23 protein-coding genes are annotated in these 21,765 nt (G+C 64.0%); 22 read left to right on the top strand and 1 reads right to left on the bottom strand.

Annotation, left to right across the window (positions count from 1 at the left end):
• Positions 1-186 precede the first annotated feature (186 nt).
• The 7 genes from GOARA_RS13600 (at position 187) to GOARA_RS13570 (ending at position 6,179) form a co-directional block, all read left to right on the top strand.
• Complete coding sequence (locus tag GOARA_RS13600; protein ID WP_007322975.1) at positions 187-1,479, top strand: MATE family efflux transporter; 1,293 nt, start codon at positions 187-189, stop codon at positions 1,477-1,479.
• A 25-nt stretch (positions 1,480-1,504) separates the two neighbouring features.
• Positions 1,505-2,281 carry an esterase/lipase family protein gene (locus GOARA_RS13595; RefSeq protein WP_007322974.1) on the top strand — a complete coding sequence of 259 codons (777 nt, stop codon included), beginning with the start codon at positions 1,505-1,507 and terminating at the stop codon, positions 2,279-2,281.
• Positions 2,282-2,318: 37 nt separating this feature from the next.
• Positions 2,319-3,122 (top strand): class I SAM-dependent methyltransferase, encoded by an 804-nt coding sequence (locus GOARA_RS13590; protein ID WP_007322973.1) that lies wholly within the window; start codon positions 2,319-2,321, stop codon positions 3,120-3,122.
• Between the two features lie 52 nt (positions 3,123-3,174).
• Positions 3,175-4,182 (top strand): metallophosphoesterase family protein, encoded by a 1,008-nt coding sequence (locus GOARA_RS13585; protein WP_040523352.1) that lies wholly within the window; start codon positions 3,175-3,177, stop codon positions 4,180-4,182.
• Positions 4,183-4,211: 29 nt separating this feature from the next.
• On the top strand, positions 4,212-4,883 hold the full coding sequence (locus GOARA_RS13580; RefSeq protein ID WP_040523350.1) for a 4'-phosphopantetheinyl transferase family protein: 672 nt from the start codon (positions 4,212-4,214) through the stop codon (positions 4,881-4,883).
• Positions 4,884-4,896: 13 nt separating this feature from the next.
• Complete coding sequence (truB, locus tag GOARA_RS13575; RefSeq protein WP_007322970.1) at positions 4,897-5,799, top strand: tRNA pseudouridine(55) synthase TruB; 903 nt, start codon at positions 4,897-4,899, stop codon at positions 5,797-5,799.
• An 83-nt stretch (positions 5,800-5,882) separates the two neighbouring features.
• Complete coding sequence (locus tag GOARA_RS13570; protein WP_007322969.1) at positions 5,883-6,179, top strand: hypothetical protein; 297 nt, start codon at positions 5,883-5,885, stop codon at positions 6,177-6,179.
• A gap of 106 nt (positions 6,180-6,285) precedes the next feature.
• Here GOARA_RS13570 and GOARA_RS20270 read toward each other — a convergent pair whose 3' ends face one another.
• Complete coding sequence (locus tag GOARA_RS20270; protein ID WP_170265659.1) at positions 6,286-6,441, bottom strand: hypothetical protein; 156 nt, start codon at positions 6,439-6,441, stop codon at positions 6,286-6,288.
• Positions 6,442-6,453: 12 nt separating this feature from the next.
• On the opposite strand from GOARA_RS20270, the gene GOARA_RS13565 reads away from it, so the two are divergent.
• The 15 genes from GOARA_RS13565 to GOARA_RS13505 all read left to right on the top strand — a co-directional run bounded on the left by GOARA_RS13565 (position 6,454) and on the right by GOARA_RS13505 (position 21,760).
• Entirely contained in the window at positions 6,454-8,052 is a 1,599-nt protein-coding gene (locus GOARA_RS13565) for an alpha/beta hydrolase (protein WP_050947289.1), read from the top strand.
• On the top strand, positions 8,034-8,564 hold the full coding sequence (locus GOARA_RS13560) for a hypothetical protein (protein WP_138947699.1): 531 nt from the start codon (positions 8,034-8,036) through the stop codon (positions 8,562-8,564). Before GOARA_RS13565 ends, GOARA_RS13560 begins: the two co-directional genes overlap by 19 nt.
• Positions 8,565-8,578: 14 nt before the next feature.
• A complete protein-coding gene (locus GOARA_RS19045; protein WP_007322966.1) occupies positions 8,579-8,962 on the top strand; it encodes a hypothetical protein in 384 nt (127 codons plus the stop codon).
• Positions 8,963-8,988: 26 nt separating this feature from the next.
• Complete coding sequence (locus GOARA_RS13550) at positions 8,989-9,318, top strand: UDP-N-acetyl glucosamine 2-epimerase (protein ID WP_138947698.1); 330 nt, start codon at positions 8,989-8,991, stop codon at positions 9,316-9,318.
• A gap of 29 nt (positions 9,319-9,347) precedes the next feature.
• Positions 9,348-9,911, top strand: coding sequence for a DUF3558 domain-containing protein (locus GOARA_RS19925; RefSeq protein WP_170265661.1), 564 nt, complete (start codon positions 9,348-9,350; stop codon positions 9,909-9,911).
• Between the two features lie 37 nt (positions 9,912-9,948).
• Positions 9,949-10,377 carry a hypothetical protein gene (locus GOARA_RS19920; protein ID WP_007322963.1) on the top strand — a complete coding sequence of 143 codons (429 nt, stop codon included), beginning with the start codon at positions 9,949-9,951 and terminating at the stop codon, positions 10,375-10,377.
• 13 nt (positions 10,378-10,390) lie between these two features.
• Positions 10,391-11,767 (top strand): WXG100-like domain-containing protein, encoded by a 1,377-nt coding sequence (locus GOARA_RS20265; protein WP_007322962.1) that lies wholly within the window; start codon positions 10,391-10,393, stop codon positions 11,765-11,767.
• 9 nt (positions 11,768-11,776) lie between these two features.
• Positions 11,777-12,583, top strand: coding sequence for an ESX secretion-associated protein EspG (locus GOARA_RS13535; RefSeq protein WP_138947697.1), 807 nt, complete (start codon positions 11,777-11,779; stop codon positions 12,581-12,583).
• 9 nt (positions 12,584-12,592) lie between these two features.
• The gene (locus tag GOARA_RS20850) at positions 12,593-13,225 is read left to right on the top strand and encodes a DUF3558 family protein (RefSeq protein WP_083834881.1); all 633 of its coding nucleotides are present in this window, start codon (positions 12,593-12,595) and stop codon (positions 13,223-13,225) included.
• A 2,097-nt stretch (positions 13,226-15,322) separates the two neighbouring features.
• The gene (locus tag GOARA_RS13530) at positions 15,323-16,216 is read left to right on the top strand and encodes an acyl-CoA thioesterase (RefSeq protein WP_007322960.1); all 894 of its coding nucleotides are present in this window, start codon (positions 15,323-15,325) and stop codon (positions 16,214-16,216) included.
• Between the two features lie 61 nt (positions 16,217-16,277).
• On the top strand, positions 16,278-16,946 hold the full coding sequence (locus GOARA_RS13525; protein ID WP_007322959.1) for a hypothetical protein: 669 nt from the start codon (positions 16,278-16,280) through the stop codon (positions 16,944-16,946).
• Positions 16,943-18,868: an ABC transporter ATP-binding protein/permease gene (locus GOARA_RS13520; RefSeq protein WP_007322958.1), complete on the top strand. Its 1,926-nt coding sequence runs from the start codon at positions 16,943-16,945 to the stop codon at positions 18,866-18,868. Before GOARA_RS13525 ends, GOARA_RS13520 begins: the two co-directional genes overlap by 4 nt.
• A gap of 114 nt (positions 18,869-18,982) precedes the next feature.
• Positions 18,983-20,812 (top strand): AMP-dependent synthetase/ligase, encoded by a 1,830-nt coding sequence (locus GOARA_RS13515; protein ID WP_007322957.1) that lies wholly within the window; start codon positions 18,983-18,985, stop codon positions 20,810-20,812.
• A 33-nt stretch (positions 20,813-20,845) separates the two neighbouring features.
• The gene (locus tag GOARA_RS19905; protein ID WP_007322956.1) at positions 20,846-21,157 is read left to right on the top strand and encodes a hypothetical protein; all 312 of its coding nucleotides are present in this window, start codon (positions 20,846-20,848) and stop codon (positions 21,155-21,157) included.
• A gap of 114 nt (positions 21,158-21,271) precedes the next feature.
• The gene (locus GOARA_RS13505) at positions 21,272-21,760 is read left to right on the top strand and encodes an MTB12 C-terminal domain-containing protein (RefSeq protein ID WP_007322955.1); all 489 of its coding nucleotides are present in this window, start codon (positions 21,272-21,274) and stop codon (positions 21,758-21,760) included.
• Positions 21,761-21,765: the final 5 nt, after the last annotated feature.

Below are 21,765 nucleotides of genomic sequence, written 5' to 3'. Positions count from 1 at the left end.
GCCGCCAGCCGAGACGGGTGTATCGAGACCCCGTCGATCGACGTCTCAGACGGTGGCCCAAATGGGTGGTCGAGTGCCGGCGAGCCGCCAGGCGAGGCGGTGTATCGAGACCCCGCCGACACGGCTCGCCGGCGGGTGGGCCAGTGCCGGGCGAGGACGACGCGGACGGTCTGAAATGATCGGCGGATGCGCCGCATCGCCGACCTCGCCTTCTCGGCTTTGGTCGTGTTGATCGCGCCACCGCTCTACCTGCTGCTCGACCTGGCAGTCGTCGGACGGCTCGGCACGCGCGAGTTGGCCGCACTCGCCGTCGGAACACTGATCCTCGCCGTGCTCAGCACGCAGCTGACCTTTCTCTCCTACGGAACGACCGCCCGATCGGCCAGACGGTTCGGCGAGGGAGACCGCGACGCGGCCATCGACGAAGGCGTTCAGGCGACGTGGATCGCGCTCACCGTCGGCCTGGCGATCGTGATCGCCGGATTCGTCGCGGCGCCCTGGATCATGCGTGCTTTGGTGCCCGACGCCGAGGTGGCGCACGACGGTGCCGGATGGCTGCGCATCGCGATCCTCGGTGTACCGATGATTCTCGTCGCCATGGCGGGCAACGGCTGGATGCGCGGAGTGCAGGAGACACGGGCACCCGTGCTCAACGTCGTCGTCGGGCTGTCCATCGCGGCGGTGCTCTGCGTCGGCCTGGTGCCCGGAATCGGCCCGCTGCCGCAGCTCGGTCTCGACGGCAGCGCCTGGGCCAACGTCGTGGGCCAGTCGACGACCGGCTTGCTGTTCGGCGCCGCGCTGTGGCGCGAGGCGCGACGCAGCGGTGTCGACGGGCGGCCGGACAGGTCGATCATCGCCGCCCAGCTGGTGATGGCCCGCGATCTGATCGCGCGCAGCGCTTCGTTCCAGATCTGCTTCATCTCCGCCGCGGCGGTCGCCGCGCGCTATTCGGTCGCGTCGGTGGCCGCCCACCAGGTCGTGCTGCAGGTCTGGGAGTTCCTGTCGCTGCTGCTCGATTCGCTGGCGATCGCCGCGCAATCACTCGTCGGTGCGGCCCTCGGCGCATCGGCCGTCAGCGAGGCGCGACGAGTCGCACGACGGGTCACCGTCGTATCCATCGGCGTGTCCGTGCTGGTCGCGGCGTTGCTAGCGGCTGGGGCGTCGGTGTTGCCGCGGCTGTTCAACAGCGATCCGGAGGTGTTGAACGCCATCGCGACGCCCTGGTGGTTCCTGATCGCGATGCTGCCGATCGCCGGCATCGTGTTCGCGCTCGACGGCGTGCTGCTGGGCGCCGGTGACGCCGCGTTCCTGCGGACGGCGACCTTGGCGGCCGCCCTCGGCACGTTCTTGCCGCTGATCTGGGCGTCGCACTTCTTCGGCTGGGGGCTGGCCGGAATCTGGACGGGTCTGCTGGTCTTCATGACTGCGCGGCTGGCGGCGGTGTGGTGGCGCTACCGGTCGGACCGTTGGGCGCGATAGCTGAGCGCAGGCTATCCTAACCCTCATGATGAAAGCCTCACTTGTCGCAGCCGCCAGCGCGGTCATCGCCACGGCCGGCCTGCTCAGCGTCGCGCCTGCCGACGCCGCACCGCCGAAGACCAGGGTGATCCTTACGCCCGGACAGTCCGTGGGCGGCACATCGGTGATACCCGCATCCGGCGTGATGGCCGACAACCTGACTTCCCGCGGATACCCGACGACCCTCGTCGATCTTCCCGGCGTCGACCTGCGAAAGGATGCGCGTACCGTGGCGGCCGCCGTCGAACGGACCCGGCGCGCCCACCCGCGCGACCGGATCGCGCTGGTCGCCCACAGCGTCAGTGGGATCAGCGCCCGCTGGTACCTGAAGGAGTTGGGCGGCGCGTCCAAGGTGGCGACGTACGTCGCGATCGGTACGGCCCAGTACGGGTCGCCCGCCTCCTGCACCGCTGACATCGCCCGGGAGAACTGCCCGAAGACGCCGTTCTTCCGGCGGCTGAACGCCGGTGACGACACTCCCGGTCCGACCAAGTACTACGGCATTCGTAGCGAGAACGAGTACGCCGACGGTCACCTCGACGGTGGTCAATGCCGCGTGACGCCGATCCCGATCAACTACGTCCCGGCCGGCTTCGACCACACGATCGAGCCGATCACCCCCGCGGTGTGGGACGCGGTCGCGGCCTCGCTGGCCGGTCGCTGCAAAGGCCGGTTCGTCAACACGCCAGACGGTGTGCTGACCGCGCGCGGGTCGATGCTGCCCAACGCGCCGTACTTCCGCGAGTACAAGCCGTCGCGCTGATTCCGCTGCACTATCTCGTCGAGACTTGGGGGTTGGGATGAAGGAAACGATCAACCTGGGCAGTGTTCAAGAGACACTCCTGGTCCCGCTGTACGGGCGTGCGGTCGATGCACGTCGGCGTCGAAGCATACTGTCGGACACGCGCGCAGCGGAGATCGTCGACGGCATCGACTACGACTTCTCGAAGTTCAGCGTGCCCAACACCGCCGGATCGGTATGGCGCGCATCGATCTTCGACGGATTCGTCCGCGACTTCCTCGCTGTCCATCCGGAGGGAACGGTCACCGATCTCGGTTGCGGATTGAGCACGCGATTCGATCGCCTCGACAACGGGCGGGTCACCTGGCTCGATATCGATCTCGAAGACGTCATAGATCTCCGGCGCAGGTTCGTCGATGACGGCGACCGGTACCGGATGCTCGTCGGCTCGCTCTTGGAGACCGATTGGTACGAGGCGATCGATGCGGCCAAACCGGTACTACTCCTCAGCGAGGGGGTGCTGTTGTACTTCCACGACCACGAGGTCACCGCCACGCTGCGATCGATCTCGGCGGCCTTTCCCGGGGCACGACTGGCCTTTGACACCTCCGGGGAGAAGATGGTCCGAGGTCAGGACCGGACCCATGCCGACGTTCCGGCGGACTTTCACTGGGCGTGCGACGATCCCGCGGACCTGGAGCGATACGGCTTGCGATTGCTCGAATCCCACAGCTTCGGCAACCCGCCGAAGGCAGTCGTCGGCGCCTGGCCGTTGCTGCACCGGCTGGGCATCAAGGTCATCGGCCGCGTACCGCTGTCGAAGGTCTACCGGTTCAATCTGTTCGAGTGCACCCCGGGTTAGTCATCGACCTCGGGGAACGGCGGCGCGGTGCCGCCGTGGCACGATGGTCGGCATGGCAACGCTCTGGGCGATCAGCGATCTGCACGTGGCCCATCGGGGCAACGAGCACATCGTCGACAAGATCCACCCGCGCGACGCGAACGACTGGCTGATCGTCGCGGGTGACGTCGCCGAACGCACGGACGACATCGCCGACACGCTGCGACGGCTGGCGGCACGGTTCGACACCGTCGTGTGGGTTCCGGGCAATCACGAGCTCTACACGACGACGAAAGACCCGTTGCAGATCCACGGCGTCGCACGGTACGACTACCTGGTCCAGACGGCGCGCGATCTCGGCGTCGTGACTCCGGAGGACAGATATCCGCTGTTCGACCCGGGCGACGGCAGCGAGCCGGTGCGCATCGTCCCGATGTTCTTGCTCTACGACTACACGTTCCGCCCGGCGGGTACGGCCAACGCGCTGCAGGCGCTCGCGGTGGCCCGGGAGCGCAATGTGGTCGCCACCGACGAGTTCCTGCTGTCGCCGGAGCCCTTTCCGACGCGCGACGCGTGGGGACGCGCACGAGTCGAATCGACGAAGGCCCGCCTCGACGCCATCGATCCGGTGGAGAAGACGGTGCTGATCAACCACTGGCCGTTGCGCCGCGAACCCACCGAGGTGCTGATGTATCCGGAGTTCTCGCTGTGGTGCGGCAGCGAGCTGACCGCCGACTGGCATCTGCGCTACAACGCCGCGTGCTGCGTGTACGGCCACCTCCACATTCCGCGCACCACCTACTATGACGGCGTCCGCTTCGAGGAGGTATCGGTCGGCTATCCCCGCGAGTGGAAGCGGCGGGGATTGCCCGAGCCGCTGCTCCGGGCGATCGTTCCCGACGCGACGCCGCGCGACCTCGACGAGCACGGCGCACGATTCGAGTTGCCGCCCGACTACGAGGAGCGCGCCGCCGCGTTGCGCCGACGGATCGAGGAGCGCCGGGCACGCGCCGGCAGGACGTCCCGGCCAAGCGCAGCACAAGGAGAAGCGCCGAGTGCAGCACAAGGAGAAGAACAGTGACCGACGGCCCGCAGGCCACCGCGCGCACCATGATCGCGCCGATCCTTCCGTCCGGCGTCGCCTCCGCCGAGAGTTTCGGCGATCCCGACGGTCTGGCGGCGCTGCCCGCCGAAGAGTCGATCATCGGACGGGCCGTCGAAAAGCGGCGCAAGGAGTTCATCACCGCCCGGCACTGCGCGCGCATCGCGCTGGGGGAGTTGGGGATCGAACCCGTGCCGATCATGCGCGGCGAGAGGGACATGCCGCTGTGGCCCGACGGCGTCGTCGGAAGCATCACCCACACCGCTGGCTACCGTGCCGCGATCGTCGCCTACGCCATGCAGATCCGGTCGCTGGGCATTGACGCCGAGCCGCACGAGCCCCTGCCCGACGGTGTGCTCGATCTGACCAGCTTGGAGGTCGAGCGGGACGTCCTCGCGCAACGGCCCGACGGTTTGCACTGGGACCGCCTGTTGTTCTGCGCGAAAGAGACGACGTACAAGGCCTGGTTCCCGTTGACCCGGCGGTGGCTGGGTTTCGAGGATGCGCACATCACCTTCGAGCAAACCGGCGAGTTGAGTGACGGGGGAGCGCACGGCACCTTCGTCTCCCGCATCCTCGTCGACCCGGCCGCGGCGGATGGGGGACCCCCGTTGCTGGAACTGCGCGGGCGCTGGCTGATCGCGCGGGGATTCATCACGACCACCATCGCACTCCGGTGAACGGGGAACAGCGGTGAGTGAACACGCCCACCTCGACAATGCCGGGCTGGTCGTCGTCGACAAGCCCGCGGGCATCACCAGCCACGACGTGGTCTCCAAATGTCGCAAGGCCTTCAACACGCGCCGCGTCGGGCACGCCGGCACGCTGGACCCGATGGCGACGGGAGTCCTGGTCGTCGGAATCGAGCGCGCGACCAAGCTACTCGGGCTGCTCTCGCTGACCACGAAGTCCTACACCGCGACGATTCGGCTGGGGGCGGCTACGACGACGGACGACGCCGAAGGCGAGATCATCCGCCAGGTGCCCGCCGGCGGTGTCGGGGACGACGAGATCGCCGCCGCCATCGGGAAGCTGACCGGAGACATCGAGCAGGTGCCGGCCACGGTATCGGCGATCAAGGTCGACGGGCGTCGGGCCCACGACCGTGCGCGTGAGGGCGAAGAATTCGAGCTTGCCGCGCGCGCCGTGACGGTGTCGCGGTTCGACGTGACGGCGACGAGGCGCGGCGACGACGTGATCGACCTCGACGTCGACGTCGACTGTTCGTCGGGCACCTACGTCCGCGCACTGGCCCGCGATCTGGGTGCTGCGCTGGGAGTCGGGGGACATCTCACCTCGTTGCGTCGCACCGCCGTCGGACCTTTCACACTGGCGCACGCGCGTCCGCTCGCGGACCTCGAGGCCGACCCTGAACTGAGCCTGCACATCGACGAGGCGGCCCGGATAGCGTTCCCGCACCGATCGATCAGCGCCGACGAAGCAGAGGGCATCAGCCAGGGACGATGGCTCGATCCGATCGGGCTGAAGGACGTCTACGTCGTCATCGACCCCGAAGACCGTCCCATCGCGCTGGTGCGGGAGAAGGGCCGCCGGGCGAGCTCGGTCATGGTGGTCCGCCCGGCGACGCTGCGCTGACAGTCGCGACGATATACGCCCCCACGTGCCGTAAGGTATAAATCTCTGCAACGGATCAGAAGGCATCTGTCGAGGGGGATCAAGTGGCGCCAGGACCATTCCAGATCAGTGCTGACGAAGTCGGCAAGATAGTGAGGACGCTCGCCGACGAGTCGACGAACGTCCAGCACATTTCCTACTCGGGTTTCGGTGAGGCCAAGGGCGACGCATCGGCCGTCGCGGCGGCGCTGAAGTCGTTGGAGCAGCCGGCGGCGCGGGCGACGACCTCGATCGCGATGCGGATGGACAATATGTCCACGAGTCTGGAGAAGTTCAACGCGCAGACAGTGGAGAGCGACGGGGCGAGCGCTGCCGCGTTCGATCGGCTCAAGCCGCGATGAGTCCCACCATTGCCCAGCTCCGAACATGGGAGCCGGGCACCTTCGGCACGGCAGGCTCCGCTGCGTCCAAGGCTGCGAGCAAGCTGGACGCAGCGATCGAAGCCGCTCAGAGGTCGATCGACAAGGCCGAGCATTGGTCCGGGATGACCCACACGGCCGCGACGACCAAAATGACGCAGGAGCGCGACCACGTCAACGAGGTTCGTACAGTCTGCTCCAGATCGCAGACGAGGCCGAGTCCGCGGGTATCAACATCGGTCACACCAAAGACTATGTGCTCAAGGAGGTGGAGGCGGCCGACGGTGCTGGCTTCACGGTGAGCGATACCGGTGAGGTGACAGATCCGGCCGGGGAAGCGTTGGAGGACGCCGCGTCCCTGCAGCGTCGAATCCAGGAGGGCCTGCAGTACGCGGGAGACCTGGACCGTCAGTACGGTAAGGCGCTCGCCGACCTGTGTACCGACTTGGCCGCGATGCGGGAAGGGCAGGCGGACATAACCGTTCCCGGTGGCCGCCGGATGGATCCCGACGACGTGATCGCCTACCTGAACTCGCTGTCTCAAGAGGAGCGCCGGAGCTTCTTGTCGAAGATGAGCGAACAGGACATCCGTCGGCTGACACAGGCCAACCCGGAGTTCATGGGCAACACCGACGGCGTGCCCTTCAACGTGCGCGCCGAAGCCAACGAGACATTGATCCGCGATGCGCAGGCCGACGAAGAGCGCGCGGGACGAGGCAACGGCGACCGTGCCAACAAGCTACGGGAAATGCTCGCCGAGGTCAGCGTTCCAGGACGGAACGGCAAACCTGGTAACGAAGCGGCTCCCGGTGCCGACGATCGTCGAAGCGAGCGCAGGTTCATCGTGTTCGAGAACACGAAGAACGGTCGGATCATCGAGATGATCGGGTCGTTGGACAAGAACAGCAAGAGTGCGACGGTCTATGTCCCGGGGACGACGACGAACCTGGACGGCAGCCAGAGCAACTACAACGCGGCGTGGGAGTTGGCCAACAGGACCAAGGGGCCCGTGTTCTTCTACATGGACGGTGACCTACCGCAGGAACTGGGCGACAAGGCTGCGACGCCGCTGATTCCCGGGGCATCGGCACTTGGTCTAGGTCTGCTGACGGCGAATCCCGCGCTCACCGTCGCCGGGCTCGGAATGATCCCGGGCGCCGTGCCCGATGTTGTGGACGGTATGAAGGGTACCGCCGCAGATCCGTCTTTCGCCCGCGATATGGCGCCTCGCTTGGTCTCTTTCGGCAAGGAGCTCGATGCGGAGGTCGCGGCTAACGCTCCGGGGGCCAAGACGACCTACATCGGCCATTCTTACGGTGGATCTGTCGTCGGCAGCGCCGAACAACTGGGCCTGCGCGCCGACAACGTCATCTACGCGTCGTCGGCAGGTACAGGCGTCTTCGAGGGTGACTGGAACAATGCGAACCCCGACGTCAAGCGCTTCTCGATGATGGCTCCGGGTGATCCGATTCAGTACGTTCAATCGCTACCCGGTCAAACACATGGCAATGATCCCGACAGCGCCCCCGGTGTCACACGAATCGACACAGGCTACTGGGATGCCGACAGGCCCGACCAAGGGATAGTCAGCGGTACCGACGGACATGGAAAGTACTGGGACCGACCGGAATCAACGGCATTCCAGAACATGGTGAACGTGATCAACGGCGACGAACCGACCGAGTACGTCGAGCGCCAGCACGACCGCGTCACCGATGCGCACTGGTCGTTCTTCCAGTCCGCGTCCTGGGCCGCCGGGCCGCACGTCGGGATCTTGGTCGACGGTGCCGACGGCGATATCGACACGCCCGGACCCCTTCCCGATATCCCGCTGAAGTGGCCATGGAACTGGTGAGGATCGTGTCTAGATTGAAGCGAAGAGTTTGTGGCACCTTGGTTGTCGGGCTGTCGACACTCGCGGTCGTCGGGTGTTCCGTGTTGTCGCCGGAGCCTGAACCATTGGTGATGAGCCGGGAGGAGGCGTGGCGCGCCGTGAACGAGCCGATGAAGCTGGTGTATCCCGATTGGGCCACCGGCGACGTGCCGGATCCTCCTTCGCCCGGTCGCGACACGACGGAGCTGGAAGGGTGCGAAACGAAGGCCATGATGAGCGTCGGTCCGCCCTGGCGGGTCCGGGTTTCATCTGCTGCGATCGACGATGCCGACGAGTTGGAAGAGATCGCCGGCAGGTTCGATAAGCTGCTTGGCTTAGGGTTCAAGCGCAAGGAAGTGGGTGGCGATCCCTTGAACCGGATGATGGAGAATAGCAAAGGGTTCTGGGTGGAACTCGATGTCGATTCGACGTCCAAGATCGGCAAGTCGGCGCGGCTGAAGGCCGGGTCACCCTGCCTTGAGTTCAGCTACTGACAGGAGGTGATCGCATGGAGTCGCTAGCGAGTAGTCCGGCCGCTGACCTGTGGCGGCGGGGTGCGGTTGCGTTGGCCGAGGAGCGGACCGCCGATGCGCTGTCGGAGTTCGAACAGGCATGGGACCTGGTCGAGTCGCCGTTGGAACGTGTTGTGGGGGCGCACTTTTTGGCGCGGGCTCAGCCGGACGCTCGGTCGGCGCTGAAATGGGATCACCGGGCACTGCGCGAGGCCGAGCCGATCGAGGGCACTCGGGAACTGCTGATTCGTCTTCCCAGTGTCTATAGCGGGTGCGCAGAGAGCTACGCGAGTCTCGGTGATCGCGAGCATGCGGTCGCGATGTACGAAGCGGCTGGCGAGGTTCTCGACGCGGTCGACGAACCGCAACCGGGCGATTGAGGGAAGCGGTCTACGACGGGCTGCGAGTGCTCGAGTATGAGCCGCGCGGGCAGTCGGCGGGACTCGATGACCTGATGACGAGTCTGATGCGGCGCGGAGCGGACGAACTCCTTGACCCGTTGCGGGTCGCCGTTGTCTGCAACACTGGAACGGATGCCGCGCTTGAGCGGTTAGCCGAGACCTTGGAGCGGACCGTCGTGCTGCACCGCGCAGAGCTGCTTGATGACGAGCTGGCTCTTGCCGAGTCGGCGGCCGAGTACGCGCGCGCCGCACTCGAGGCTGACGATGATGCGCCTGTCGATGAAGCAGGAAGCGGCGAGCCAGCGCCCGCGGTAGAGGTGGAGTTGCGGCTATGACCATACGTAGATTGCGGACTTTCCCCTCCGTGGTTGCACTGAGTATCGCAGCCGGACTCTTGGCTGGTTGCTCGACGGCGGGGACTCCGGTCGCCAAGGTGGTTCCCACGGGGCCGGAGGGGACGTCGGTTGTTCCATATCAGCAGAATCCGCTTGCCGTAGCTGAGTTGCCAGATCCGTGCGTCGTGTCTGATGAAGTCCTGAAAGATGCCGGATTAGATCCTAGTTCAGCGAGTGGCCGGCAGTATTCCATGATGCGTTCTTGCGGATGGGATATTCCTCAAGTCCCTAACAATCCCATTGCCTTTATAGCGATGGTCTATGTGTCGAAGGCATCATTCGATCAAGAGCTAAAATCGACGACCAGAACCAACCGAAAGACAGTAGAAGTCGGCCCAGGCCGTAATGCGGTACTCGCAGATGGAACACTCGAACCCGTGGAAGATAACTCCGACGCAATAGTAACCTGGGGCACTCAATTCGGAACTATCTCTGTCGAAATGGACCTGATCTATAATCGTGGACCTAGATCGTTTGATACACGCGCCAAGGCTCTGGAATTTGCACGTGATGTATACAAGAACATGCAATAATTCGCCACAGGAATCTATTTAATCACCAAGGATAAAAATGGCCGAAAAAAATCTGACCACAGTGATGGGCGCAATCAGCGATATGGCGGGGTCGCTAAGGTTCGAGCCGGAGCGCGCTGCTGCGTGTGTCCAGGCGTGCGAACTTCTCCGTATCGAACTGACAGGGATGAAGAATCGACTAGGGGAAGTGCAGACGATTTCGGGACTTGGCGGCTTCGGCTCGATATCTCGGCTATCTGGGGCTTTAGGTGACCAGGCGAAAACAAAGCCTGGAGCATTAGGAAAATCTTTACAAGAACACATCGATGCCGTCGCTGCCCTTCGAGATTCATTCTGGTCGGCAGGGAAGAGTCTGACCGCATCGGACGAGGAGAACGCGCAGAAATATGCCCAGATTATGAGCGCAGCTAGGCTACGTCATCAGCTTGTGTATACGACGAATAGTCTGACTTCGCTGCCGGAATAGAAGGCTATGTTACATGTGCTACAAGAATCTGTTTCGAGACTACAAGGCGCACCCGGAGAACCGGCCGACGCTGCGGCGTCCGGGTTTCAACGATGCTGATGTGCTCGGGAAGTTGGGGCAGACGGAGGACTGGAGCGGAGACACGTATCGGAACATCGCGACGGGCCACCAGGGCGGAGTCGAGTCGTTGAGAACCGAAGATGCGCACTCGGCCGCCGTGGCATGGAAGCGTTTCAGTCAGAACCTCGGCACGATGCAGGGCGACTTGTCCGCTGCGCTAGGGAAGATCCCAGACTGGGAAGGGGAAGCGGGCAATGCTGCGCGGAAGGCGATCGGCGATCTAACCGAGTCACTCCAGTCGCTGGCGTCCGGTTCGCTTCAGATGGGCAGCGTCGTCTCGCACCTCGCGGATACGGTCGATCAGGTGAAGACGACGATCCCCGAGTCGTATGAGTCGTTTCACACGGGCTTGGACGACGCTGGCGCCGACGATGGCGAACGCAAAGCGGCGGAGGAGGCGATGGACAAAGTTGCCCGTGAGACGATGCAGAAGATCTACGATCCTGGGCTGCGGGAGGCGGCGATCGGTGCGCCGAGTTTTGGTCCGCCGACGATCAATCCGGGTCCGGGCCCGGGTCCCGGTCCGGGTTCGACGCCCGGGAACGGAGGCAACCGCAGTGGTTCTGGCACGGGGGGCAATCGAACGGGTGGCACGAAGACGCCGTCTCCGGGCAAGAACGTACCGACCGGCAATCAAGGGAAGGGCGGCGATCCGTCCGGTCTCGGCAACGCTCTGAATTCTGCGGCCCAGCAGATGGCGGGCGCAGGCAAGGACGCGGCTCAGAAGGCCGGCGATGCGGTCAACAAGGCGGTACAGGCCGCAATGCAGAAGAACCAGGCGACCGCGAACCAGCAGCGCAAGGGCAATCCTGGCACGACGGGTAAAGGAACCGGGACCAAGGGCGGAGGCAAAGGCGGCGGTGGCAAGGGTGGCGGAGCCGGTGGCGGCAAGGGACTGGCGGGAGACCTGGGGAAGGCCAGTTTGCGAAACGCGTTGAAGCTGATGGACAACGCGGAGCGTGCGTTGCTGGGTAACGTTGCCCGGTCGGCTGGTCCGATGGGCGGGATGCCAGGTGGGGCGGGCGCCGGTGCACGCGGTGCTGGCGAGGACAAGGCGCATCGTGCGGCGAAGTACCTGCACACGACCGAGCACGGCGAACTGTTGCTCGGCACGCCGGTGGAGGGCTACCGACCTGTCGTCACCGGCGTCGACGAGATGGTGAATGCAGACCCTTATCAGGGACTGCCTGTCGTTCCCGACGACGAAGGTGGCGGTGACTCGAAGAATGAGAACGGCAAGACCGACAACGACGCCAACCGCAAGAAGTAGGGCGTGGTCGTGGCCGAGCAGAAGATCAAGCTGCGCCCCCTGGGGCGCGTGCGGTCGTTAGCCGTGGACATGTTCTGTGAGGGCATCGGACGTGACCGCATGCCCTTTCCATTCATGGCCACGTCGAGATTCGACGATATCGACGAGGACGAGCGGGATCGACGCGAAATCGACCACATGCTCGAGCACGATCCGCCCGAAGAGTTCATTCCGTGGATGAGGCTGATTGGATTCCCGGACCTCACCATGCATCTGTACGGCGTCTACCCGCAGGACGAGGGGCCGATGGATCGAACGATCCGAATCAGTGGCGTGAGGATGGGCGACCTCGCGTATCTTGCAACCCAGGAGCCGACTGACGAGCTTGGTCATTCCGGCGACATCGTCGTCTATGAGGTTCCCGCCGTAGACCTGCATACCGCGATGGTCCGCTTGACACCCAGGTGTCGAGCTGGCGGACTCGGTAACGTTCGAGTCCGCCTGTCCGGCACAATGGCAGTCCCGAAGAGAACAGACCTCAAGCCAGAAGAATGGGAGCGTCGCCAGCGGTTCACGTCGAACAGTTCGGAGTTCTCGGCGTTCTTTCAGATCGTCGAAGGTCCGTCACGCGACTGGGGTCTGGACCCCAAGGCGACCAAAGTCTTCTGGGAGCACAGGTCCGGCGACGGTCAGTACCTCATGGATCGCTCGGATGGGGGCAAGCTTGCCATTCCGGTGGATTCTGACGGGTTGGAGACCGCGGTAACCGACGCCGTTCGAGAGGTGGTCAGGCGCGTTCGTTCCTCGCGCGACGCCATCGCACTGGGTGAACTGTGAGCGGCCGAAATGTTTGAGTCGACCTTAGGGGAGCATGCCTTGCGAATCGTGTCCCGGAGCGGGGGTGCCGTGGCGACCTTATGTGTGGCGGCGGTCTTGGTTGCTGGCTGCTCGACGCGAGTGCCGCCGTCGCCCGGAGCGGAATCAGCCGCACCGTTCGACACATCGACTGCGAACGGCGCGACCCCGTCGAAGCAGCAGCCTAATGAGAAGCGATTGTGGAATCCGTGTAGCGTTCCGAACAGTGCGCTGAGGGCTGCGAAGCTCGATCCTTCGACGACCATGGGGCGCAAACAGGAATTTGGCCGACGAGTGTGCTCGTGGTCTGGCTTCGATCCTGCATCCAACAAGCGTATTTTGGCTCTCGTAATAGCAGACACACAGTCGTTCGAGAAGAAGATCAGGAATGTAAACAACGTCAATCTTCAGATGATTGATCTCGCACCCGGTGTTCGGGGGTTTGTCGCTGATTCCAAATACGGAACGGCAACCGATTCCGCGGCCGCTGTGTGCTGGGGGACTTCGTTCGGCGCAATAAGTGTAAGCCTCGAATTCGAGAATCCTGAGCCTTCGAGGCGACTTGGTGCGCGAGAGCAGGCCTCGTCGTTCGCAAGTTCGGTTCACAAGGTAGCGCCTTCGTGACACGTCCACCCACGAAACTCCGTGGCAGGTCGCGACGCGCCAGTGCGGTGGTTGCCATGGTTTCTGCCGTCGGTCTCCTGATGAGTTGCTCGATCGAGGGCACCCCGGTCGGCAAGTTGGTGCCTACGGGCCCGGAGGGGACGTCGATCATTCCGGGCCATAAGAATCCGCTCAAGGTCGAAGAGTTGTGGGATCCGTGTTCGACGCCCGATTCGATTCTGAAGAGTTCAGGCTTGGACCCTTCATATCCTTCTCCGGAGATCTACGAAGGAGCAATGCGAAGATGTGCCTGGAATAATCCAGAGAGCTCGACTTCCACGCTTACATTCACGGGATTTGTCTTTGTATCGTTGGAGTCGTACGAGGAGAAGGTTAGATCGCCGAATCGTGTCAATCGGACGTTCGTCGAGATCGGCTCCGGTCGGCGCGGATTTATAGCCGATGGTACATCAAAGCCAGCTGAGAGAAATGCGGATGCAATTGTTACTTGGGGTACGTCGTTTGGTTCAATCTCTGTCGAGATTAACTATGTCAGTACCAGTTCGGGGCCGTCTCGTTTCGACGCACGGGAAAGAGTCCTGCCATTCGCTCGAGAAATCTTCAAACTAGCGCCGCGATGAGTGTGACGTGAAACTAGACTATTGTAAATAGCAAAAGTGTTGGGTTGACGTCAGGGGAGCATGTGTTGCGGATCGTGGCTAGGTTTGGTGGTGTCGTAGCAGCCGTGTGTGTGACGGCGGTCTTGGTTGCCGGTTGTTCGATGCACGTGCCATCGACGACGGGTACTGAATCAATGCTATCCGAGAACACGTCGATTGCTGGCGAGTCGAGCCCGTTAAAGGATGAGCCGGGAGAGAGGCGATTGTGGAATCCTTGTAGTGTTCCGAACAGTGCGCTGAAGGCGGTCAGGTTGGATCCTTCTACGACCATGAGTCGGGATCAGGAGTTTGGTCGACGGGGTTGCTCGTGGTCTGGGTTTGATCCGACTTCTAATAAGCGCATCTCGGCCCAGGTCATAGCCGATACTCAGTCTTTTGAAAAGAAGCTCAAGAATGTCAACTACGTCAATCTACAGATGATTGAACTCGCTTCAGGTGTGCCAGGTCTGGTCGCCGATTTCAAATATGGAACTGCAACGAATTCGGCGGCGGTCGTGTGCTGGGGGACTTCGTTCGGTGCCACAAGTGTCATCTTTCGATTGGACAATCCTGAGCCTGGGAGTCGGCTTGGTGCGCGAGAGCGGGCCTTGTTGTTCGCGAGGTCGGTTTACAAGGTGGCGCCTTCGTGACACGCCCACCCACGATCTGTGGCAGGTCGCGACGCGCTAGTGCGGTGGTTGCCATGGTTTCCGCCGTCGCTCTCCTGATGAGTTGCTCGGTTGAGGGGACCCCGGTCGGCAAGGTGGTTCCTACGGGTCCGGAGGGGACGTCGATCGTTCCTTACGAGGAGAATCCGCTCGACGTCGCTGAGTTGCCAGATCCGTGCGATATTTCGGAAGACGTTCTGAGCACTGCGGGATTGGATCCGTCCGCTCGAGAAACGAAATGGTCCATGATGCGGACGTGCGCTTGGGGTATTCCTCAGGTTCCGAATAATCGATCGCATATATAGCGATTGTCCGGTCTTCGAAGGCATCTTTTGCGCAGGAGTCAAAGTCGGCTGCGAGGACCAGCCAACGAAATATCGATATCGGACCGGGGTGTATCGGTAATATCGCGGAGGGTGTCGGCGAGAATGGCACAGATTCGATCGTTACTTGGGGAACAAAATTTGGCACCATGTCCGTCGAAGTAGACCTCATCTTTAATCGCGGGCCGAAACCCTTTGATGCCGAGGGGCCAGCTACGAGATTGGCCCGCGATGTGTGTGCTCTAGCGACGGCCTAGAATCTAGGTACAGATCTAATTTTGGATAGGGCTGCTGTCGTCGCGCTTGGGTCTGTCGGGCTGGCCGGTTGTTAGACCCGGGAATGCTGGCGCGAAAGTGGTCCCGAACGGGCCGGAAGGTACGTCTATCGTTCCTTACGAGAATCCGCTCGACGTGGCTGGGCGTCCGCCCGGCGACGTTGCGCTGACCGGTACAACCTAGGCTGTCCTCATGACTTCTGACGCCACTGAAGCTGATCGGTCCGACGACCTGAACGTGTTGCTCGGCCTGCTCGATGTCGAACAGGCCGACGACGACGTGTTCATCGGACAGCACCCGGAGCAGAAGACCGCCCGCACGTTCGGCGGTCAACTGCTGGGTCAGGGCGTCGTGGCCGCGACACGGTCTCTCACGCGCGGCAATCCGCCGGTGCACGCGCTCCATGCTCACTTCATCCGCGGCGGTGACGTCGAGAAGCCGATGGAGTACCACATCACGCGCTTCCGCGACGGCAAGTCTTTCGCGAACCGCCAGGTGACCGCCCGCCAGGACGGCGAGGACATCTTCACGATGCTCGTCGCCTACCAGGACAACACCGCCGGCCTGGAGCACGCCATCGAGAGCCCGACGGTGCCCTATCCGGAGGAACTGCCGGAGCTCGGCGAGCACTTCAAAGGGTACGAGGACACGATTGCGCTCTTCGTGAACGCATTGCATCCGATCGATATCCGCTTCGCCAACGACCCGACCTGGAAGGTGCGCGAAGCGGGGGAGAAGCTGCTGAAGAACCGGGTCTGGATGCGGACCGACGGTCGCCTGCCCGACGACCAGATCTGGCATGTCGCGGCAATGTGTTACGCCTCGGACACCACTGTGCTCGACTCGATCATCACCACCCATGGCCTGTCCTGGGGCATCGACCGGCTGTTCGCCGCGACCGTCAACCACTCGATGTGGTTCCACCGCGAGTTCCGTTTCGACGATTGGCTGCTGTACGCCACCGAGTCGCCGGTCGCCGCGGGATCTCGCGGCATCGGGTCCGGCCGGTTCTTCACCCGCGACGGGGTGCTGGCGACGTCTGTCGTTCAGGAGGCACTGATCAAGTACTTCCCGCCGAAAAACTGACTCCCGACGTACCCTGACCGGGTTGACCTCCGATCGAGCCGAATCAAGGAGCATGCGCAGCGTGGATCCGCACGACCAGCAGGAACCGACATCGACGCCGGATACGACGTCGGAGATTCCCGCCCCTCCGGGGGAGGAATCGGCGGCGCCGGAGTCCGGTGTCGCCGGACCGGTGCCCTCGACCCAGCCGGCCGCGGGCCCCGGCGCGGCGCCTACGTGGTCACCGCCGCAGATGTGGCTCGGACCCGGTCCTTATCTTCAGCGACGCACATGGCAGCGCACGACGCGCAACGCGATCACCGCGATCACCGGGGTGAGCGGCGCCATCTGGGCGCTGGGGGCGATCGCCGTCATCGTGGTCGGCTGGCTGATGACCGGATTCCTGCGGACGGCACCGTTCGACGGCGCCGGCGGCGTCGTCGTCAGTTGTGCGACGAGGACGACCGGCGACGTCTCGGAGGGCACGCGGGTCGTCGCGTGGTCCGATCGGACCGACAAGATCGTCCGCACGACGTTGCGGCGGGTCAAGGAAATCGAGCGGCCCGACCCGGACAACGCCGGCAAGACGAGGACCGTTTGCTACCTGCCGTTCACCCTGAAGGGGCTGCGCAGCGACGCTGCCGGCTATACCGTCCGGATCGGAGATACCGTGCCGCAGTTCGTCACAACGAAGTCCCTCAAGGAGGGCGCTTTCGTTCCTGTCGTCGTCCAGTCCGGCGGTGATCGGTGAGGGACGACGGGGGCCTCGACTGGGGCAATGAGCTGTCCAAGTCCATCGTCTGGACCCTGTGGGTGTCCGGGGTGGCTCTCGTCTGCCTCGTCGGCATCGGAGCCTTGCTGGCCGCGTATACCCACTGGGGCCGGCAATTCTGGCGCGTAGCCGGGAAGTTCTTCACCGACCGTGAGACCGCGCCGCAGGTGTGGCTGCTGATCGTGGTGCTGTTGCTGCTGTCCATCTTCGGTGTTCGGCTGAACGTGCTGTTCACCTACCAGGGTCTGGACATGTACAACTCGTTCCAGTCCGGCAGCGCCGCACTCGGGATGGACTCGTCGCAGCCGGGCCGATCGGCCGCTATCGACGCCGCGCAATCGGCGTTCTGGAAGTCGATGGCGATCTTCGGCCTCCTGGCGACCATTCACGTTGCGCGCACCCTTATCGAAGTATGGGTGGGCGCGGCATTCGAAGTGCGGATGCGCACGTGGCTCACCGAGCACGTCAGCGACGACTGGTTGCGTGGACGGGCCTTCTACCGCAACCGGTTCGTGCCGATCGAGGACAGCGGCGGCGAACTCACCGCCGGCGTCGACAACCCGGACCAGCGCATCGAGGGCGACATCACCACGATGGTCGAGTGGACACGACAGTTCGTGTTCAGCAAGGGCGGATCGGCCACCGGCGGCGTGATCCCGGCGGTCGTCACGATCGTGACGTTCACCATCATGCTGTGGGGGCTGTCGGGCCCGATGGATCTCTTCGGTTGGCACATACCTCACGGCCTCGTCTTCCTGCTGGTGATGTTCGTGTTCCTGGGATCGGTCATCGCGTTCTGGATCGGCCGACCGCTGATCCGGCTGAACTTCCTGAAGGAGCGGTTGACCGCGAACTTCCGATTCGCGCTGGTCCGCGTCCGCGAGAACGCCGAGAACGTCGCGCTCTACTCGGGTGAAGAGGTTGAACAGCGCAACCTGATGGGCCGCTTTCGCTTCGTCATCGACAACTACTGGAAGATCGTCTACCGGAACCTGCTGTTCTCCGGCTGGAACCTCGGCGTCAGTCAGACCTCGGTCGTTCTGCCGTACCTTGTGCAGGCCGGGCGGTTCTTCTCCGGGAGCATCAATCTGGGACAGCTCCAGCAGACCGCTGCCGCGTTCGGGAACCTCAGCGATTCGCTGTCGTTCTTCCGCCTGATGTACGACGATTTCACCGAGTATCGGGCTGCCCTGATCCGCCTCGACGGCCTGCGGGACGCCAACGAGAAGGCGCGTCATCTGCCGACGATCGCCACCTCCGACGGCAATATCGTCGAACTCGACCAGGTGAGCATCACCAAACCGGACGGCTCGCTTCTGGTCGACGATCTGGCCCTGACGCTGGAGCCCGGCGACGCGATGGTCGTCAAAGGCCGTTCGGGGAGCGGGAAGACGACGCTGTTCCGCGGGCTGTCCGGACTCTGGCCCTACGTCGACGGGTCGTTCAGCCGGCCCGGTGGCGGGGACACGCTGTTCCTGTCCCAGGTGCCCTACCTGCCGCTCGCCGACCTGCGTTCGGTGCTGGCGTATCCGGCACCCCCGCACGAATTCACCGACGAGCAGTTGCGCCAGGTGCTCGTCGACGTATCGCTGCCGCACCTGGCCGACCGGCTCGACGAGGACGAGTACTGGGCCAAGGTTCTCTCCCCGGGTGAGCAACAGCGGGTGGCGTTCGCCCGCATCCTGCTGTCCAAGCCGAAGGTGGTGTTCCTCGACGAGGCCACCTCGGCCGTCGACGAAGGCCTCGAGTACGCGTTGTACAGCCTCATCCGCAGCAGGTTGCCCGAGACGATCCTCGTCTCGATCAGTCACCGCAGCACCACCGATCAGCACCACACCAAGATGCTGGAACTGCTGGGCGACGGGCCGTGGCGGCTGAGCGATATCCCGGTGAAGGTGTAGCTGCCGGCGCACGTTACGAAGCCTTTACTTTTTGTCGGGCGAACCCCACCCGCCGACCCCTCGACCCGACTACGGTTGCGGTCAACTCACCGATTCACGCAAGGGGTATTGGCCATGGCCGACGATCTGATCACGTTCCCGCACGCCTCCGGAAAACCGGTCGCGACCCTGCCCGAAGGCTTCCAGGAGACGATCCGGCTGCGGCCGGAGGCCGTCGCCTTGCGCACCGTCGGAGGTGGGGTGCAGATCACGTGGAAGCAGTACGGGGAACGGGTGCGGGCAATCGCTTCAGGGCTCGCCGCACTGGGCGTCGGCCACGGCGACACCGTGGGCATCATGCTCACCAACCGTCCGGAATTTCATCTGGTCGACACCGCGGTGCTGCACCTGGGCGGCGTCCCGTTCTCCATCTACAACACCAGCGCGCCCGAGCAGGTCGAGTATCTGTTCGGCAACGCGGGCAACAAGATCGTCGTCACCGAGTCGGCTTTCCTGCCGATCCTCAACGCGGCCAAGACCGGCGTCGAGACGATCATCAGCGTCGACGGCGGCGAAGGCACGACGCCGCTGGCCGATGTGGAGGCCACGCCGGCCCCCGACGGGTTCGTCTTCGACGCGCGCTGGCGGGCCGTGCAGCCTGGCGACCTCGCGACGCTGATCTACACCTCGGGTACGACCGGGCCGCCCAAGGGCGTGGAGATCACCCATCGCAACATCATCGCGGAGCTGGCGTCGCTGCGGGAGATCATCGATGTGGACTTCGAGGACCGCCTGCTGTCCTACCTGCCGGCGGCGCACATCGCCGACCGCGTCTCGACTCACGCGACGAACATGATCCGCGGGCCCCAGATCACCAGCGAGCCCGACCCGCGCGCCATCGCCGCCGCGCTGCCTGACGCGCGGCCGACCTTCTTCTTCGGCGTGCCACGCGTATGGCAGAAGATGAAAGCCGGGATCGAGGCGAAGCTGGCGGAAGAGTCGAGCGGCATCAAGAGCAAGCTCGCCGGGTGGGCGTTCAGCGTCGGTGCCGAGGTCGCCGACCTCCGCCTGCAGGGGAAGTCGCCGTCGGGACTGCTCGGTATCCAGCACGGTCTGGCCGACAAGCTGGTTCTCTCCAAGGTGCGCGGCGCGATCGGCATGGACACGATCCGCGTCGCCGCATCCGGCGCGGCGTCCATTCCACCGGAGGTCCTGCGCTTCTACCTGGGCATGGGGATTCCGGTGCTGGAGGTGTGGGGCATGTCGGAGACGACCGGCGTGTCGACCATGACATCCGAGGACAACCTGGCGATCGGCACCGTCGGGCGCCCGATCGGTGGCGTCGAGGTGAAGCTCGGCGAGGACGGCGAACTGTTCGTCCGCGGCCCGGTGATCATGGCCGGCTATCGCAACCAGCCGGACAAGACGGCGGAAACGATCGATGCCGACGGTTGGCTCGCCACCGGTGACGTCGCTCAGATCGGCGCCGACGGCAACGTCACCATCGTCGACCGCAAGAAAGAACTGCTCATCAACGAGTCCGGCAAGAACCTGGCGCCGACCAACATCGAGAATTCGATCAAGGCGACATCGTCGCTGATCGGACAGATCGTCGCGCTGGGCGACGGCAAACCCTACGTCACCGCTCTCATCGTCCTCGATCCCGATGTGGCCGTCGTCAAGGCGCACCAGCACGGGATCGACGAGAACGACCTGGCGGCCATCTCGTCGCACCCGGAGGTGGTGGCCGAGGTGCGCAAGGCGGTCACCGAGGGCAATGCGAAGCTGTCGCGCGTCGAGCAGGTCAAGCGGTTCGTCATCGTGTCGTCCCCATGGGAGCCGGGCGGCGAGGAGCTGACGCCGACGATGAAGCTGCGCCGTTCGCCGATCAACACCAAGTACGCCGACGAGATCGTCGCGTTGTACTCGGATCCGGCCGGTGAAGGGGTCGTCGACCTGCGCTAACGCTGTGACACCGGTATTGACGATGGTGAATTCGTGTTTGACGGACGGCGACGGGGCTCAATAGCATCGCCGGCGTCCTACAACGGGGAAACGGCGCGGCCCGCACTGGCCAAACTCTTCGGCCCGCGCCCGGGATTCGACTACCTCACCCTGTCGGGGAGGTCGGCCGGACCGGTGCGGGTCAAGGATGCCCGGGCGCGGGCGCCGATGACCGGCGTGATGGTGGGCGTGCCGGTGTCGACGTTCGACTACCACTACCTGCGTGAGGACGGTCGGTGGAAGTTCGACTGGAAGCGCACCTGCCAGGAACTCAAGTGCCGCGGCAACCTGTTCTTCGGGTACTGACGTCGCGAGCGCAGGAGTGTGTAAGGCCGCTTAGGTTTGACTAACCAAACTGGCGGTCAATAGGATTCACTCAAAACAGACATTCGCAGAACGCAACCCCACGAGGAGATCGTCATGTCGAAGTTTGCCCGCGCCGCGTTCGGCGCCCTGTTCGCCGTCGTCGTCGCCACGGGGCTCGCAACCCCAGCCGCCCAGGCCGACGTGTCGGTCCGCAACGGCAAGGCCGCCGACCTGTCGGTCCGCGCCGAGCGTCCCAGTTCTGGCCAGCTGGAGCGCCAGTTCGCCGCGTTCTGGAACCCGAACGTTCCGCTGGGACCGAAGCTCGCGGTGACCTACCGCGGCAATACCCCGGCCGTGCGCAAGGCACTGGGCAACGTCATGTCGATGTCGCGCACCTACGACTTCTTCTCCGTGCAGGGCCGTTTCGGCGCCCCCAGCGTGTCCGGCAGCCGCATGTCGGCGACCGGCTCCGGCGTGATGGCGGGCTTCCCCGCGACGTCGGTGCGCTACCACTGGATCCGCGAGGGCGGTTTGTGGAAGTACGACTGGAAAGCCATCTGCTCGGAAATGAAGTGCAGCGGCAACCCGAACTTCGGCTACTGAACGAT

It is taken from the genome of Gordonia araii NBRC 100433 (assembly GCF_000241265.1).
GTDB lineage: Bacteria > Actinomycetota > Actinomycetes > Mycobacteriales > Mycobacteriaceae > Gordonia > Gordonia araii.
The sequence above is the reverse complement of the archived record's forward strand: the minus strand, read 5'-3'. Positions and strand labels throughout refer to the sequence as shown.